Raw genomic sequence first — 14,960 nt, 5'->3', positions numbered from 1 at the left:
TCGACGCGGTGGGAGAGTGGAGATCACCGCGGACGCGAACACCGGGATCACCCGGTGCTACACACGACCTCTGCGGACAGACGCTAGATCACCGCCGGGGAGCGCGCCACTCGAAGGCGGACGTGAGTGGCGTGACGCTGGCGTCTCATCCCACCAGCTGTCTGGATCCATTCCAGTTGATGCCGTAGCGTTGGTCGTATCTCCGGCCGTGAACGTATGCAGCCCGATCGACAAGCGCGACTCTTCGAGCCCTGGCGAGCCGCACGGCACCATGAGGAGACAAGAGATGACCCAGCACGATTCCCCCCAGCACGCCTCCACCCCGCACACCACCACCAACACCGGCATCCCGGTCGCCAGCGACGATCAGTCGCTCACCGCGGGTGCGCAGGGCCCGATCCTGCTGCACGATCATTACCTCATCGAGAAGATGGCCCAGTTCAACCGGGAACGCGTTCCCGAGCGGGTCGTCCACGCGAAGGGTGGCGGCGCCTTCGGCGAACTCGAGATCACCCATGACATCTCGCGCTACACCAAGGCGAAGGTCCTGCAGCAGGGTACGAAAACCGAGGCGCTGGCGCGCTTCTCGACCGTCGCCGGTGAGCAGGGCAGCCCCGACACCTGGCGCGACCCCCGCGGCTTCGCGCTGAAGTTCTACACCACCGATGGCAACTGGGACCTCGTCGGCAACAACACCCCGGTGTTCTTCGTGAAGGACCCCATCAAGTTCCAGGACTTCATCCGTTCGCAGAAGCGGCTTCCCGGTTCGGCTTTACGGGACCACAACATGCAGTGGGACTTCTGGACCCTGAGCCCCGAGAGCGCGCACCAGGTGACCTGGTTGATGGGTGACCGCGGTATCCCGAAGACGTGGCGCAACATGGACGGTTTCGGATCGCACACCTACCAGACGGTGAACGAGGCGGGAGAACGCTTCTGGGTGAAGTTCCACTTCAAGACCGACCAGGGCATCGACTTCCTCACCCAGGACCAGGCCGACCAGCTCGCCGGCAGCAGCCCCGATCACCACCGCAAGGATCTCTACGAGACCATCGACTCCGGTGATTTCCCGAGCTGGACGTTCAAGATCCAGGTGATGCCGGTCGCCGAGGCGGCGGACTACAGGGTCAACCCGTTCGACCTCACGAAGGTGTGGTCGCAGAAGGACTACCCGCTCATCGAGGTCGGCAAGCTCACCCTGAACCGCAACCCGCGCAACTTCTTCAACGACATCGAGCAGTCGTCGTTCGAGCCGTCGAATGTCGTTCCGGGCATCGGGTTCTCGCCCGACAAGATGCTGCTGGGGCGGGTGTTCAGCTACGCCGACGCCCACCGCTACCGCATCGGCACCAACTACTCACAGCTGCCGGTGAACTACGCGAAGAACGCCGAGATCAACACCTACTCGAAGGAGGGGTCGATGTCGTACCGCTCCAACGGACCCGAGGTGCCGGTCTATGCGCCGAACTCATACGGCGGACCGCACGCGTCGGCGGCCGCGGCCGGCGACGAGGGGATGTGGGACTTCGACGGCGAGGCGCTGCGCACCGGTTACGTCGAGCACCCGGAGGACGGGGACTTCGGTCAGGCCGGTCAACTCGTCCGCGAGGTGATGGACGACGACGCGCGTGACCGCCTCGTCGACAACATCGTCGGCCACGTGCTCGACGGTGTGACCGAGCCGGTGCTCTCGCGGGTCTTCGAGTACTGGACGAACGTCGATCCCGATCTGGGCAAGAAGGTCGAGGCCGGGGTGCGCGAGGGTTCCCAGGGCTGATCTGGGCCGACACCACCACACACGGCCCCGCGGAACAAACCGTTCCGCGGGGCCGTTGTGCACGGCGTACGCGGAGTGGTCCGCGTACCCCACTGTCCGTTCACCGAAGGGGAGCTCATGAGCATCGACACCGTCTACACCATCGCGTCCAAGGCCACCGGCGGCGGACGTGATGGGCAGGTCTACTCCGACACCGGTCAGATCGATCTCGATCTGCGCCCGCCGAAGGAGATGGGCGGTAGCGGTGACGGCAGCAACCCCGAGGAGCTGTTCTCGGCCGGATACGCCGCGTGCTTCCTCGGTGCACTGCACGCCAGCTCGAAGGCGGCCGGGAACCCGGCGCCGGCCGACAGCACGGTGAAGGTCACCATCGGGATCGGCAAGGACTCGAGCGATGGAGGCTTCGGCCTCACCGCCCAGATCGACGTCACGACTCCCGGTGTCGACCAGGAGACCGCGGACAAGCTCGCCGAGGGCGCGCACGCCATGTGCCCGTACTCGAAGGCCACCGCGGGCAACATCGAGCACAAGGTCGTCGCGCACGTCTGATCGCTCGGCACCACTCGCACAAGCGTGCACTCCCGGCGGGAGTGCACGCTTGTCGCGTTCGTGGGTAGGTTGAGCCGCGTGACCTCCGTCGACCCCGACTCACCCGCATCCGGGCCGCTGCACCGTCAGTGGCGCGCGATGGCCGTCGTCTTCGTCGGTGGACTCGTCGGAACCGCTGCCCGTTACGCCGCTGAGCGCCTCGATCCGACTTCTGCGGGTCAGTGGCCGTGGGCGACCTTCGTCGTGAACCTCGTCGGGGCGACGATCCTCGGGGCGCTGGTCGGGTGGCTGACCGTGGCGGGTCCCGACACCGGTGTGCGTCAACGGATCCGACTGTTCGCCGGTGTCGGCTTCTGCGGTTCGTTGACCACATACAGTGCGTTCGCGCTCGAATCCGATCGGTTGCTCGCCGGATCCGGCGCGGGGATCGGCGTCGCCTACGTCGTCACCACGGTCGTCATCGGAATCGCCGTCGCAGCACTGGGATTCGTCGTCGTGCGGCGTGTGGTGAGCCGGTGATCGCGGTGCTGGTCACGCTGGCGGGTGCGCTCGGGGCCGTTGCCCGGTTCGGCGTCGACGGCGAGCTGCGCCATCGCTTCGGCTGGTCGACGCCGTGGCAGACCACGATCATCAACGTCACCGGATCGTTCGCGCTGGGTGTGGTCGCCGCGCTGGTGACCGGCGCCGGGGTCGACGCGGACTGGCAGGCCGTGGTCGGCACCGGCTTCTGCGGGGGATACACCACGTTCAGCACCGCCAGCGTCGAGACGGTGACACTGCTGCGCTCCAGGCGTGTGGGAGCCGGGATCGGTTACGCCGCAGTGTCGTTGGTGTTGTCGCTGGCAGCGTGCGCCGCCGGACTCGGGATGGTCTATGCGATCGGGTGACCGTGCCGGCGGTGGTTCAGAAGTTCTCGACGTCGTCGAGTGACCCCAGTGGTTCGTCGTCGGCGCTGCGGCCGAGGTACGCGGCCAACGCGACGAGCAGCACGATGACGACCAACGCCGCGACCACGCCGATGGTGGACAGCAGGCCCATGAGTGGCAGTGCGGTGACGACGGCGCCGATCAGCGTGCCCAGGATGACGGCGATGAGGACGCCTTCGATGGCGAGGGTCAACCAGTCGCGACCGCGCTCGTCCGGGCCGGCGCCCAGGGGTGCGGACCCCGTGCTCACAGGGCTCCGGTGGCCGCCGAGGCGGCGAGGATCACGATCGTCGCGATGACCAGGGCGGCCAACATGATGACGCCGCCGTGTTCCCCGAGCAGCAGGCTCTCGGGCGGGCCGGGCAAGGCGTCTGCGATGTCGCCGAGGAGGTTCTCGGCCTTGTCGGCGATGTCGGCGAGAGCCGAATCCGACGCGGTGTCGGCATCGGTCGGGACCGCGACGGTGACCGGGGCGGCGTCTGCAGGCTCGAGGCCGGCAGGCTGGAGGGTGTGGTGCGCGAGGGTGTTCTGGTCCATGGCGGGCCTTTCGAACAACGCGCCGTCAGGCACGAGTGACACGACGACCCATTTCTTTGATCGCTATGAAATGGACGCTATACCGTTACCGACCGGAACAGATAATCCCTGGACGCTTTGGTACGCAGTCGATGCGTCGATAACGAAGAGGTAACGAACGGGTGGCCGTGGACCGGTTCTCGTACGTGACACACAACGCGTTGTGTTTGCGACCGGCTGTGTGCAAAATGCTGACCCGGCGACGCGACGTGGACATAATGGTGTGGTGAAGGCAGCAGGCATGGCAACCGATGACGACGTCCTCCGGTCGGCGTTGGCCGACCGTGATGCGCACAGTGCCGATCAGATCGGGACGGTGGTCGCCGAACTGATCCGCGAGGGAGTGCTCCCGGCGGGAACGCGTCTGCCCACGATTCGTGACCTCGCGCACGGTTCGGACCTGAGTACCCGCGCCATCGTGTCGGCGTGGAGTTCTCTCCGCGGCGAGGGACTCATCGAGACCAATCGCCGCGGTGGGACGGTGGTCACCGAGTCGGGCCGGGCGTCCGGGCCGACCTGGGCCGATCGCGACCTGCTGACCGGGAGCCCGGATTACGCGCTGCAGCCCGACCTGGCCGACGCGATGCTCGCCGGCCTGCGCTCGGACAACCTGAACCGACCGCGCCGCGACTACATCACCGAGCGCCTTCGCGACGCGGTGCGCGACGACTGGCCGTTCGAGGCCGAGGCGTTCGTCGCCGCCGGCGGCGGATCCGAGGGGTTGCTGCTCGCTGTGGAGGCCGCGGCGTCCCCGGGTGATCTCGTGGCGGTCGAGGAGCCGGTGATCCCCGGGTTCCTCGACACACTCGAGGACGTGGGCTATCGCGTGGTCGGCATTCGCTCCGATGAGCACGGCGCCTGCGCGCGGTCGCTCGCCGAGGTGCTCGAGCAGCGCCCCGCAGTGATCGTGCTGCAACCCGAGGGAGCCTATTCCGCCGACGGGACCCTCAGTGCGACAAGGGTCGACGAGATCGCCGAGGTTCTCGCCGCGTCCGAGGTGCGGCCCTGGATCGTCGAGGACGATGCGGTCGGCCCACTCGCGCTGGACCAGGCGCCGTCGCTGGGGGCCCGGTACCCGGCCCAGACCGTCCGGGTTCGTAGCTACTGCAAGGCCTATGGCATGGACATCAAGACGTGCGTGATCGGCGGCAGCGGCGAGATCATCGACCGGGCGATCCGCCTGCGGGTGCACGGGATCGCGGCGAACAGTCGCATCCTGCAGAACGCGCTGGCGCACCTGGTCACCGACGCCGACGCGGACACCGTCATCGACACCGCCCGGTCGCGCTACGCACATCGGCGATCGGCGTTGCGGTCGGCCCTCGCCGACCGCGCGATCGCCGCGCACGCCGGACCCAACAGCCTCGTGGTGTGGGTGGAGGTGCGTGACGAGACCGGTGCGCTCCTCGAACTGGCCCGTCGCGGCATCAACGTCGGTTCGGGTGCACGGTCATACGTCGGTGGCGGCGGGCGCGGTCTGCTGCGCATCGCGGTACCGCAGTTGCCCGACGAGGCGGCCGCGATCGACGAGCTCGCCGACGCCGTCGCGGGCGCGGCCGGGGTGGTGCACCGCGAGTTCCTGGACTGACGGCTCGACTGTCAGCGCACCGGGGTGGCGGCGTCGGTGAGTGCCGGCGCGACCTCGCCCACCACCCGTTCGAGGGTGTCGACGAAAGCCTCGTGGTGCAGGGCGAGCGGCACCGAGAACAACAGATCGGTCGCTCGGTCGAGCGAGCCGGACGCGACGACGGTGTCGACGATGGCCTCGGTCGGCCCGTGCGCGATGTGGGCCTCGCGGAGGTAACGCATGCAGTCGTCGGCAACCGGCGTCGACTCGTAGTAGGCGGGGCTGATCTGCCGATCGACCTCGAGGAGCCGCTCGACGTCGCCGGGTAGCACCCCGATGGTCGCGCCCACCCGCGGCACGGTGTCGCCGCAGGCGTCGAGGTAGACATCGACCAGCTCGCACACCCCCGAGCCCCCGCGGGCCTCGGAGTTCGCATGGGGCAGCAACCCGTCGCCGGCGAGACCGGCCCGCCGGGCGGTCTCGTTGTTGCCGGTGGACTGCCAGATACGGGCGCGCAGAGCCGTCGGATCCGGGTGGAGCACGACATCCTCCGCGGCGACACCGGTCGTGGTCAGCCGGTGCAGGGCGTCGAGGTGTCGGGCGTACACGTCCTCGCGATCGACCGCGGCGAGTCCGAAACCGGCGTACGTGGTGGCCGACAGGCCGAAACCGAGACCTTTGCCCACGCCGAGTTCGACGCGACCGTCGCTGAGATGGTCGGTCACCGCGGCGTCCTCGACCAGACGCACCGGGTTCTCGAACGGCAGCGCGACCACACCGGTGCCCAGCCGTAGCCGGTCGGTGTGCGCGGCGATCGCGGCGAGGAGGGGGAACGGGCTGGGGACCGCGGCGTGGTGGGCTCCGAAATGTCGCGCCGCGACCCAGAGCGTGTCGACGCCCAGACGTTCTGCGTGCCGGGCGATCTCGATCACGCGCCGGTACACCGCCGCGGTGGGCTCACCGGTTCGGACCTGCAGGAACAGCGACAGCCGCGGTGCGACGCCGACCGGTGCGGTGCTCACAGGCCGTAGTGTCCGCGCAGGGTGGAAGCGGTGTACTCGGTCCGGAACAGGCCCCGGCGGGACAGGATCGGGATCACCGTGTCCACGAAGGTCTCGAGGCCGGCGGGCAGCTCGTCGACCATCACGTTGAAGCCGTCGCAGGCCCCCGAGACGAACCAGTCCTCGATCGTGTCGGCGACCTGCTCGGGACCGCCCACCACCGTCGCATGTCCGCTGCCGGCGGCGAGAAGTCGTGCTGCGCCGCGGGTGTCGAGGCCCTGACGTGCCACGAACTCGAGGAACACCGCGCGCTGACCGCGCGCACTGTCGGCGGAACTCTCCGGTGGGACGAGGTGCCACGGGATCGGTGCGTCGAGGTCCAGGGCGTCGGGCTCCACGCCGAGGCGTGCGGCCAGGTTCACGATCTGTACCTCGTCCGGGATGAGGTCGGCGAGATCGGCCTGGCGGGCGCGGGCGGCGGCCTCGGTGTCGGCGAGGATGACGATGAGTCCGGGCAGCAGCTTCACCGAGTCGGGGTGACGGCCTGCCTCGACGGCGAGCGCACGGACCTCGGTACGCCGTGCGCGGGCGGAGTCCGCGTCAACATGCGCGGTATAGATGGCGTCCGACGTGCGGGCGCCGAGCTCGACGCCGTGGGTCGAGGCCCCGGCCTGGATGAGCACGGGTCGCCCGTGCTGCAGTGGAGGCGCCTTGAGTGGTCCGGCGACGCGGAAGTGCTTGCCGTCGTGACCGATCGGATGGATGCGTCGCGGATCGAGGTAGCGACCCGTCGCACGGTCGGCGATCACCGCGTCGGGTGTCCACGAGTCCCACAGCGCGGTGACCACCTCGATGAACTCCGCGGCCCGCTCGTACCGGTCGGCCTTGGGCAACGCCTCGTCGAGCGAGTGGTTACGCGCAGCGGCATCACCGCCGGTGACCACGAGGTTCCAGCCGGCGCGTCCGCCCGAGACGGCGGCGAGGCTCGCGAACTGGCGGGCGAGGTTGTACGGGTCGTTGTAGGACGTCGTCGCGGTGACGATGAGGCCGATGTTCTCCGTGGCGGCCGCTATCACCGACTGCGCGACAATGGGGTCGAGCAGTCGGCTCGGCGCGTTCCACTCCTTGGTCTGCAGATCGGGGGAGTCGGCGAGGAAGAGTGCGTCGAACCGCCCGCGCTCGGCGATCCTGGCCACCTCGAGATAGTGCTCGATGGTCACGAAGTGCCCGGCGGGCTCCTCGGTGCGACGCCACGGACTTCCGATCGTCCCGCCTGGTATCAGGTTGGCGTTGAGAATGATTCGACGTCCGGTGGTCATCGGTCTCCTCGGCGGGCGATTCCTCGTCGGGTTCGCATGGTCTCGTCTCGTCAGCCGATGTCGGCGGTGGGGCGCGGGGTGATGCACGCGCCGATGGTCAGGCGCGCGGGGTCTGCGGTCCACTGCGACAGCGACCCGGGATACAGCGCCGCCCGCGCACCGAGGGTGGCGAGCACCAGCACCTGGAGCGCGGCCGCGACGCCGCTCGAACAGTACGACGCCGCGACCACGCGGTCCGCCGCGTGGAGGTCGACGCCGAGAGCACGGTAACGGGCCGCGAGCTCGTGTGCCGGGCGAAGTCGCCCGTCGTCGTCGAAGTCGGTGAAGACCGGCGCGCTCACCGCACCGGGGATGTGCGCGGAACCGCCCTCGGATCCGCTGAACAGTGACGCGGGCCTCGCGTCGAGCAGCACGGCGCGGCGGGTGAGGTCCACCACGTCGTCGATCTCGACCGTCGGCAGTACGCCGGGTGTCCATACGACTCCCGCATCAGGGTGTCCGGCAGGGACGACGGCCCGCACCGGCCCGCGTTCGTGGCCCACGGCCAGGTCTCCGCCGTCGGCGAGCCAGGCGCGCAGACCGCCGTCGAGGAGACGCACGTCGCGTACTCCGGCCCACCGCAGGATCCACCAGGCTCGTGCGGCGGCAGCGGAGGTGGAGTCGTCATGGACCACCACCGGCGTGGCCGGGGTGATGCCCCAACGGCGTAGTGATCGCGCCAGGTCGGCGTGATCGGGGAGCGGTCGTGCCCCCGATCGTGACGTCACCGGGCCTGACAGGTCGGCGTCGAGATCGACGAAGCGTGCCCCGGGGATGTGACCGCGCAGGTAGGCGTCGAGGTCCGCGCGCCCGTCGTCACCCACCCGGATGTCGAGCACCACCCCGGCGAAGCGGGGATGGGCCAGGGTGTCGGCGCTCGCGACATGGTCTGCGCGGTGGTCGGTGATGTCGATGACGGCGTTCCCTCGGGTCGGCGGCGGAGTGAGCACGAAGTTATGTTTGCAGGACAATCGGGAACATAGTTCGGCGCACCGTGATTTTTGTATTCACGAATCCGGCATCGAGCGCATACATTCTTTCCCATCACGAACGATCACGCGGCGCTGACCGGAGGAGGGCTCATGGCCGAGACGAGGACGTCGACGATCGTCGACGTCGAGTGGCTGCGGTCGGCCCTGGGGTCACGCGCCGACGTTGTCGTCATCGAGATCACGAACGTCGACTCCGACACCGGTGCCACGGGGGCCATCCCCGGAGCGCGGGCCGTGTTCTGGAAGTCGCTGCTGTGGCACGACACCCGCCGCGAACTCGCCACGGCGGCGACGTTGTCGCGCCGATTGCAGGCGCTCGGGGTCGGCGCCGACAGCACGGTCGTGTTCGCAGGCGAACCGACACAGTTCGCGGCCTACGCGGTGTGGGCGGCAACGGTCGTCGGGCTCGCCGATCGGGTTCACTACCTCGACGGCGGTGTAGGTGCCTGGCGAGCGGCCACGCCACTGACAGAACAGATGTCCACCGCCCAGACCTCGGCCCGCGTGGTCGGGTCACCCGCCGCGTCGGCCGCGGTGCCGTCCGGCGCGCGTCCGTCCGTGCTGGTCGACCGCGCCGGCGTCCTCGCCGCCCTCGACTCGCCGAACATCACGATCGTCGATCTACGGTCGCCAGAGGAGTTCTCCGGCCTCCGGGTCGCTCCGTGGACCGAGCCGATCGACCACGGCGCGCAACGACACGGTCGTATCCCGGGCGCGCGGTCGCTGCACGTCGCGGAGCTGCTCGACCACGCCGATCGCATCCTGCCGGTCGAACGGCTACAGGAACGGGTGCGCGAGGCCGGGGTCGACGATGCGGACGATCTCGTCTTCTACTGCCGGCTGTCACATCGGGCGGCGCTGGGCTGGTTGATCTTCCGTGATGTCCTCGGTGACGATCGGGTGCGCGTCTACGACGGATCGTGGACCGAGTGGGGGAGCGTCGTGGGCGCCCCGATCGAACTGTGACCGCCACGATCACGCCGGCGGGCCCCCTGGCGTCGGACGAACACCCGCTGCCGTCGACACCGGTCGACGGACCGGGGCGGCGCCGTGTCCTCGTGCGTCGCATCTCTTCGACCGTGATCTCGGCGGTGTCGATGATCTGGGCGGCGATGACCCTGGCGTTCCTCGCGATCCACCTCGCGCCGGGTGATGCTGTCTCGGCGGTGATGGGCGAGGCGAGCAACCCGGATCTGCGCGCGCGGGTCGAACAGGACTGGGGACTCGACCAGCCTCTCGTCGTCCAGTACCTGCGTTACGTCGGCAAGCTGCTGCACGGCGACCTGGGCTACTCCTATGTGCGCGGAGAGCCGGTGTCCGACATCGTCTTCGGCGACCAGCTGATCTCCACCGCGAAGCTCGCCGGCGTCGCACTGCTCATCGTGGTGGTGCTCACACCCCTGCTCGCAGTGCTCACCGCCGGTCGGCGCGGACCGGTCGCGGCGGCGGTGAGCGGTGTCGAACTGTCACTCGCCTCGGCCCCGACCTTCTGGGTCGGACTCATCCTCATCTGGGTGTTCGCGTTCACGCTGCGCGTGCTGCCGGTGACCGCGGGCACCGAGGTGCAGCGGTTGATCCTGCCCGGTCTCACGCTCGCGTTGCCCATCGCCGCGGTGCTGTCCCAGGTCATGCGCGGCGGTGTCGAGCGCGCGTTGGAGCAGCCGTTCGCGGTGTCGGCGCGGGCACGGGGCGTCGGCGGACTGCGGTTGCGTGCCGGACACGGCATGCGCCACTCGCTCATCCCGGCCGCGACGCTCGCCGGGTGGGCGGTCAGCAGCCTGCTCACCGGGACCGTGGTCGTCGAGGAGGTCTTCGGACGCGCCGGGCTCGGCAGCGCGACCGTCGAAGCCGTCACCTACAAGGACCTGCCGGTGGTGCTGGCGATCGCATTGCTCACCGCGACGATCTATCTGGTCGTCACTGTCCTGGTCGACCTCCTGCACCTGTGGATCGACCCGCGGCTGAGGGAGGTCCGATGACCACGACATCCGTTGTCGCACAGCGATTGCGCTTCGCCGTGCCCCGGGTCCCGCCCGGCCTGGCGGTCGCGAGTGTGTTCCTCGTGCTGGTGATCGTCGCCGTCGTGTGGCCCGCGCTCTTCGCGCCCACCGATCCGCTCCGTATCGACCTGACGATCGCACACTCCGCGCCGTCGTCGCACCACCCGTTCGGCACCGATCAACTCGGTCGCGACGTGTGGACCCGGGTGGTCCACGGCGCGCGGCTGTCCATCGCCATCGGGGTGTCGGCAACGCTGCTCGCCGTGGCGATCGGTGTCCCACTGGGATTGGTGTCGGGACTCGGGAACCGCATCGTCGACACGGTCCTGTCGCGGTGTTTCGACCTGCTCGGTGCGTTCCCCGAGATCCTGCTGGCGCTGGTGCTCATCGCCCTGACCGGTACCGGCACCACCAATCTGATCCTGGCCATCGGGATCGCGTCCGCCCCGCGTTTCGCCCGCGTCATGCGCGCCGAGACGCGGGTGGTGTCGCGTGCCGACTACGTCACGCACGCCCGTCTCACCACTCGCCGGCTGCACGTCGTCGGGCGACACATCCTGCCGAACGCCGTCACCACCCTGCCGGTCCTGATCACGCTGGGGTTGGGCACCTCCATCCTGGGTGCCGCCGCCCTGAGCTTCCTCGGATTCGGTCCGCAGCCACCCACCCCGGAGTGGGGTTCGATGCTGGCCGAAGCGCGCGACGACCTGCGCATCGCCTCGTGGTCGGTGTTCTTCCCCGGTCTCGCGATCAACGCGACGGTGATCGCGAGCACGGTGGTCGGTCGGGCCGCGGCCCGACGTTTCGAGTACCGGGATCCGCGATGAGCACGCCCCTGGACACCACGTCGCGAACGGACGCCGCACCGACCACCACGACACCCGACCACCGGTCCGACCCCGAGACCCTGGTCCGGATCGAGAACCTGCGCATCGCCTTCGGCGACACCGAGGTGGTGCACGGCGTCGATCTGTCGGTGCGCCGCGGAGAGGTCCTCGCCGTCGTCGGTGAGTCGGGCTCCGGCAAGTCGGTGACGACCCGCAGTCTGGCCGGTCTCGCGGGACCGGGCGCCCGTGTCGCGGCCGATCGTTTCGAGATCTTCGGCGAGGATGCGCTCGACCGCGGCGAGCGACGGTGGAGAGCCGTGCGAGGCCGCCGGATCGGTCTCATCCTGCAGGACGCCCTGACCGCCCTGGATCCGTTGCGCACCATCGGGGCCGAGGTGACCGAGGCCCTGGTCGACGTACCGCGCCGAGGGCGCACCGCGCGGGTCGAAGAACTGTTGACCTCGGTCGGCATCACCGATCCCGAGGTGAAGCGGCGCCAGCGGTCGTTCCAGCTGTCGGGCGGGCAACGGCAACGTGCCCTCATCGCCTCGGCGCTGGCCGGTGAACCCGACCTCATCATCGCCGACGAACCCACCACGGCACTCGATGTCACGGTGCAGGCGCAGGTGCTCGACCTCGTCGCCGCGCAGGCGCGCGCCGGACGGGCCGTCATCCTGGTCAGCCACGACCTCGCCGTCGTCTCGGCCGTCGCCGATCGAGTGGTGGTGATGCACGACGGACGTGTCGTCGAGGAGGGTCCGGTCCGCGCAGTGATCGACACGCCGACCGCCGCGCACACCCGGGCATTGCTGGACGCCGTACCCCGGGGAGCCCCACGACCGCCGCTCACCACCGACCCCGCAGCGGTCCCGGTTTTGTCGGTTCGTGGCCTGAGCAAGAGCTTCCGGGTGCTCGGCCGTCCGCTGGTCGCGGTCGACAGCGTGTCGTTCGACGTCGCGGCCGGTGAGGTGCTCGGCATCGTCGGTGAGTCGGGGTCGGGCAAGTCCACGATCGCCGAGATCGTCACCGGGTTGCTGCTGCCCGACGCCGGCACGATCCTCCGCGACGGTGAGGACCGCACCGCCTTCCGGCGCCTCGGTGAGATCGGCCTCGTGGCCCAGGATTCGGTGGCGTCGTTCGATCCCCGCCACACCGTCGACCGCATCGTCACCGAGAGTGTGGCCGCAGTTGTCGACCGACGTGCAGACCGCGCGTCGAGGGTGTGCGAACTCCTCGACGCGGTGCACCTCCCGCGGTCCATCGCGGCGCGACACCCCCGTGAACTGTCCGGTGGGCAGCGCCAGCGGGTGAACATCGCCCGGGCACTCGGGTCTGCACCACGACTGCTGGTCTGCGACGAACCCGTCTCGGCACTGGACATCTCGGTGCAGGCGCAGATCCTCGATCTGCTGCGGGAGTTGACCGAGGGCACCGAGCTGGGAGTCGTGTTCATCTCCCACGATCTGGCCGTCGTCCGAAGTCTGTGTCACCGAGTCGTGGTGCTCGACCACGGGCGGATCGCCGAACAGGCCACCACCGCCGCGCTGTTCGACGCTCCGCGGTCGTCGTGTACGCGCCGTCTGATCGACGCCATCCCTCGACTGTGAGCCCGACCGATACCGATCCACCGACCAGACAGGTGACACCGACCGTGCTGACCCCCGTTCTCCGTGTACCCCGCGCCGCAGTCGTCGCCCTCGTGGCGCTGTTCGTCATCGGCGTCGCCGCCGCGTGCGCATCCGATCCCGAACCAGGTTCCGGAGGCGGCGCACCGTCGGGATCCCCCGCCGACGGCGGCACGTTCACGATCGCTCTCGACGCCTACCCCTCGCGCGGACTCAATCCACACTTCGGTTCGGCCTTCGATGCCTCGCAGGTCCTGCGCAACAGCTACGACAGCCTCGTGTCCGAAGACGCCCAGGAGAACTTCCACCCGTGGCTGGCGACGTCGTGGACCGTGTCACCCGACGGCAAGACCTACGACTTCACCCTGCGCGACGATGTCACCTTCTCCAACGGTGAGAAGCTCGACGCCGCCGCGGTCAAGACCACCATCGACAAGCTCCGAGATCCGGACTACCCGTCGTGGACGACGCTCGGGATCCTGCAGTACTCCAGCGTCCGGACCGTCGATGTCGTTGCGCCGTACCGGGTCCGGATCTCCCTGTCATCACCGCGTGCCGATTTCCTGTCCACGCTCGCCGGGCTGAGCGGTGCCATCGTCGCCCCCAGCACGCTCACGGCCGACAAGACCACGCTCACCAGCGGCACGAAGCTCGTCGGGTCGGGTCCGTTCATCATCGACCGAGCCATCCAGGGACAGGAGATCCGCTTCCGCAAGAACCCCGCCTACCACTGGGGGCCGGCGACCGCGCGTCACCAGGGCGCCGCCTACGTCGACTCGCTCGTCGTGAAGTACGTACCCGAGGGGTCCACGCGGGCCGGGTTGCTGCGCAGCGGCGAGGTCGACGCCATATCGACGGTCAAGGCGACCGACATCGACCTCTTCCGCGGGTCCGGGGACTTCCAGTACGACCAGGTCGGATCGGCGGCGTCGCCGACGGTCATCATGCTCAACGTCACCGACGGCGCGACGCGGGACGACCGGGTACGCAACGCGATCGCAAGGGGGGTCGACCTGTCGACCGTCATCGGATCGGTCACCCGGAACACACAGAAACGCGCGTGGAGCCTGATCTCCCCTGACAGCAAGTACTTCGAGCCCGGGTACGACAACGCCACGCCACCCGATCCGCAGGCGGCCCGGGACGAACTGACGCAGGCCGGGTGGGTCACCACGCCGGGGAAGGAGTTCCGCACCAACGCCGCCGGCCAGACACTGCAGGTACGCCTGCTCGCGACGACACCGACCTACCCCCTCGACGACGTCCTCAAGGCGTGGCAGGCCGAGTTGCGGCAGAACCTCGGCGTCGATGTCGCGCTGCAGTACGTCGAGAACGCTCAGGTCTATGACCTGCTCGCGCAGAACAGGTATCAGGCCTTCCCGCGCCAGGTCGGCGGACTCGATCTCTCGCTGCAACTGAACCGCGCGTTCGGCTCCACCAGCCCTGATCTGAAGTACGGGCAGATCGACGGCATCACCCTCGGTTCGATCGTCGCGGGATCGAAGCTGTCGGACCCCCAGGTCGACCGGTGGCTCATCGAGGCGACGCAGGCCACCGACACCGCGACCCGAAAGACACTGTTCGACAACGTCGTCAAGCGGGTCCTGGGCCGCAACATCGCCATCCCGCTCTTCACCGACCGCAACAGCGTCGCCGCGTCATCGAAGGTCTTCAACCTCACGTCCCTCTTCGACGCCCCACGCAACATCGTCAACGGGTGGTCCTACGACATCGCCGTCGAAGCCCGATAGTGCACGCGCGT

Annotated in this window: 15 protein-coding genes; 10 read left to right on the top strand and 5 right to left on the bottom strand. The window is 69.0% G+C overall.

Features of this window, described 5'->3' with window-relative positions; all coding sequences use genetic code 11:
• Positions 1–286: 286 nt before the first annotated feature.
• The 4 genes from ACLBW1_RS00465 (at position 287) to crcB (ending at position 3,213) form a co-directional block, all read left to right on the top strand.
• Positions 287–1,777, top strand: coding sequence for a catalase (locus tag ACLBW1_RS00465; protein WP_447809426.1), 1,491 nt, complete (start codon positions 287–289; stop codon positions 1,775–1,777).
• 117 nt (positions 1,778–1,894) lie between these two features.
• Positions 1,895–2,326 carry an organic hydroperoxide resistance protein gene (locus ACLBW1_RS00460; RefSeq protein ID WP_447809425.1) on the top strand — a complete coding sequence of 144 codons (432 nt, stop codon included), beginning with the start codon at positions 1,895–1,897 and terminating at the stop codon, positions 2,324–2,326.
• A 78-nt stretch (positions 2,327–2,404) separates the two neighbouring features.
• On the top strand, positions 2,405–2,845 hold the full coding sequence (locus tag ACLBW1_RS00455; protein WP_447809423.1) for a fluoride efflux transporter FluC: 441 nt from the start codon (positions 2,405–2,407) through the stop codon (positions 2,843–2,845).
• On the top strand, positions 2,842–3,213 hold the full coding sequence (gene crcB / locus ACLBW1_RS00450; RefSeq protein ID WP_447809422.1) for a fluoride efflux transporter CrcB: 372 nt from the start codon (positions 2,842–2,844) through the stop codon (positions 3,211–3,213). Before ACLBW1_RS00455 ends, crcB begins: the two co-directional genes overlap by 4 nt.
• Before the next feature lie 16 nt (positions 3,214–3,229).
• Here the strand turns inward: crcB and ACLBW1_RS00445 are convergent, their stop codons facing one another.
• Complete coding sequence (locus tag ACLBW1_RS00445; RefSeq protein ID WP_447809421.1) at positions 3,230–3,502, bottom strand: hypothetical protein; 273 nt, start codon at positions 3,500–3,502, stop codon at positions 3,230–3,232.
• A complete protein-coding gene (locus tag ACLBW1_RS00440) occupies positions 3,499–3,789 on the bottom strand; it encodes a hypothetical protein (protein WP_447809420.1) in 291 nt (96 codons plus the stop codon). Before ACLBW1_RS00440 ends, ACLBW1_RS00445 begins: the two co-directional genes overlap by 4 nt.
• Positions 3,790–4,069: 280 nt before the next feature.
• Here ACLBW1_RS00440 and ACLBW1_RS00435 point away from each other — a divergent pair, with 280 nt between their 5' ends.
• Complete coding sequence (locus ACLBW1_RS00435) at positions 4,070–5,416, top strand: aminotransferase class I/II-fold pyridoxal phosphate-dependent enzyme (RefSeq protein ID WP_447809419.1); 1,347 nt, start codon at positions 4,070–4,072, stop codon at positions 5,414–5,416.
• Between the two features lie 11 nt (positions 5,417–5,427).
• Here the strand turns inward: ACLBW1_RS00435 and ACLBW1_RS00430 are convergent, their stop codons facing one another.
• Genes ACLBW1_RS00430 through ACLBW1_RS00420 form a run of 3 tightly spaced genes read right to left on the bottom strand, consistent with a single transcriptional unit; the run spans position 5,428 to position 8,704 of the window.
• On the bottom strand, positions 5,428–6,417 hold the full coding sequence (locus tag ACLBW1_RS00430) for an LLM class flavin-dependent oxidoreductase (protein WP_447809417.1): 990 nt from the start codon (positions 6,415–6,417) through the stop codon (positions 5,428–5,430).
• Positions 6,414–7,715 carry an NtaA/DmoA family FMN-dependent monooxygenase gene (locus ACLBW1_RS00425; RefSeq protein WP_447809415.1) on the bottom strand — a complete coding sequence of 434 codons (1,302 nt, stop codon included), beginning with the start codon at positions 7,713–7,715 and terminating at the stop codon, positions 6,414–6,416. Before ACLBW1_RS00425 ends, ACLBW1_RS00430 begins: the two co-directional genes overlap by 4 nt.
• 50 nt (positions 7,716–7,765) lie before the next feature.
• Positions 7,766–8,704 (bottom strand): sulfurtransferase, encoded by a 939-nt coding sequence (locus ACLBW1_RS00420; RefSeq protein WP_447809414.1) that lies wholly within the window; start codon positions 8,702–8,704, stop codon positions 7,766–7,768.
• A gap of 132 nt (positions 8,705–8,836) precedes the next feature.
• Here ACLBW1_RS00420 and ACLBW1_RS00415 point away from each other — a divergent pair, with 132 nt between their 5' ends.
• The 5 genes from ACLBW1_RS00415 to ACLBW1_RS00395 are packed head-to-tail and all read left to right on the top strand — an operon-like array spanning position 8,837 to position 14,949.
• Complete coding sequence (locus ACLBW1_RS00415) at positions 8,837–9,712, top strand: sulfurtransferase (RefSeq protein ID WP_447809413.1); 876 nt, start codon at positions 8,837–8,839, stop codon at positions 9,710–9,712.
• On the top strand, positions 9,709–10,725 hold the full coding sequence (locus ACLBW1_RS00410; protein ID WP_447809411.1) for an ABC transporter permease: 1,017 nt from the start codon (positions 9,709–9,711) through the stop codon (positions 10,723–10,725). Before ACLBW1_RS00415 ends, ACLBW1_RS00410 begins: the two co-directional genes overlap by 4 nt.
• Positions 10,722–11,573, top strand: a complete 852-nt coding sequence (locus ACLBW1_RS00405) for an ABC transporter permease (protein ID WP_447809409.1) — start codon at positions 10,722–10,724, stop codon at positions 11,571–11,573. Before ACLBW1_RS00410 ends, ACLBW1_RS00405 begins: the two co-directional genes overlap by 4 nt.
• The gene (locus ACLBW1_RS00400) at positions 11,570–13,180 is read left to right on the top strand and encodes an ATP-binding cassette domain-containing protein (RefSeq protein WP_447809407.1); all 1,611 of its coding nucleotides are present in this window, start codon (positions 11,570–11,572) and stop codon (positions 13,178–13,180) included. The genes ACLBW1_RS00405 and ACLBW1_RS00400 overlap by 4 nt, the downstream gene beginning before the upstream one ends.
• A gap of 32 nt (positions 13,181–13,212) precedes the next feature.
• Positions 13,213–14,949, top strand: a complete 1,737-nt coding sequence (locus tag ACLBW1_RS00395; protein WP_447809406.1) for an ABC transporter substrate-binding protein — start codon at positions 13,213–13,215, stop codon at positions 14,947–14,949.
• Positions 14,950–14,960 lie beyond the last annotated feature (11 nt).

It is taken from the genome of Williamsia sp. M5A3_1d, assembly GCF_053345315.1.
The sequence above is the reverse complement of the archived record's forward strand: the minus strand, read 5'-3'. Positions and strand labels throughout refer to the sequence as shown.